Raw genomic sequence first — 1,064 nt, forward strand, 5'->3', positions numbered from 1 at the left:
CTGCATTTCGTTTCCGGCTCTCTGCATCTAAGGCTTTCTTTTCAGCAAGATCCGCTCGATCATTGGCTTTATTAATGGCCTGTTGAGCTTGCCATTTTATTTGTTGGATTTGGTCATTTAATCCCTGCTTCATCAATTCGGCTTGAGAGGTAAGGCGTTCTCCATAAGCCAGCATGTTTTGAGCTTCATTTTTCTGAGCGGTTAATTCTGAACGCGCTTGCTGCAATGCCCGTTTTTCAGCTGTCTTTGCTCGCTCTAGGGCTTTCGCCAGTTTTTCTTCTGCTACTCTGACTTTTTTACGTGCCTCTCTGCGGCCAAGATCCTGAAATAGTGAGAGCATTACTGGCAATAGCAACAAACATAAAATTGTAACCAGTAGAGCCAGCGGCCATAGTCTCAGCACAATAGCCCAGCCGTCAGTTTTATTGTAGAAAGTGGCAAAAAGAGCTTCTTCTGTTGTCTTTCCATTCCAGAACTGCCAGCCTGTTTGTACTTCTTTCTGAACTTGCCCTATTTCAAGCAGGGATAAGGCACTCATATTCTCATGCACATAGGTTCCAAGCTGGGCAAATATGCCCACGGCGATAATAAAGATAAAAATTCTCAACGTAGGTAAACCTCTGTAATTTCCGGGCGAAAGTGCCCCATTTCTTGGCTAACCGTCTCAAGAGCTAAATCACGATTGAATCCGGCTTTTTGTAGCTCGTGCATTCTTTCTTGAGCGTAACTGTGTCGTAATCCATGCGCACCCTCTGACCATCCCAGAACCCGTTTTGATGCCGCAGAAAACGAATTACTCCATTTTTGGCCGCCTGTGACAGCGTAGTGTGAGGTGTAATAAATGCCGCGATCCTCGATGCGAACGGGGGAGGGTAGCCGCAAGCTTTCTAGGCGCTCAGCCAAATGCGAGGGGATCAGCACTTCACGAACTAGCCCACCTTTGCCCTCTACGGTATAAATTACGCCATCTCGGCCCGTCCATTTAGAAGTGAGAGCTGGCCGCTGATCTGGTGCGCGTACTTCTCTGGGATGTAAGGTCAGCAATTCATGCGCACGTAAGCCAG

The 1,064-nt window shown here is 47.5% G+C and carries 1 protein-coding gene and 1 pseudogene; both read right to left on the bottom strand.

The genetic code is table 11. The annotated features are described in order from the left end of the window. Window positions 1-607: hypothetical protein (locus R7Z50_RS24805; RefSeq protein WP_318149390.1), on the bottom strand; the 607-nt coding region annotated here is incomplete at its 3' end. Further along, window positions 604-1,064, bottom strand: a pseudogene (locus tag R7Z50_RS24810) (site-specific integrase); the annotation flags it as partial. The pseudogene R7Z50_RS24810 and the gene R7Z50_RS24805, both read right to left, overlap by 4 nt.

It is taken from the genome of Vibrio sp. 1249-1 (assembly GCF_033340495.1).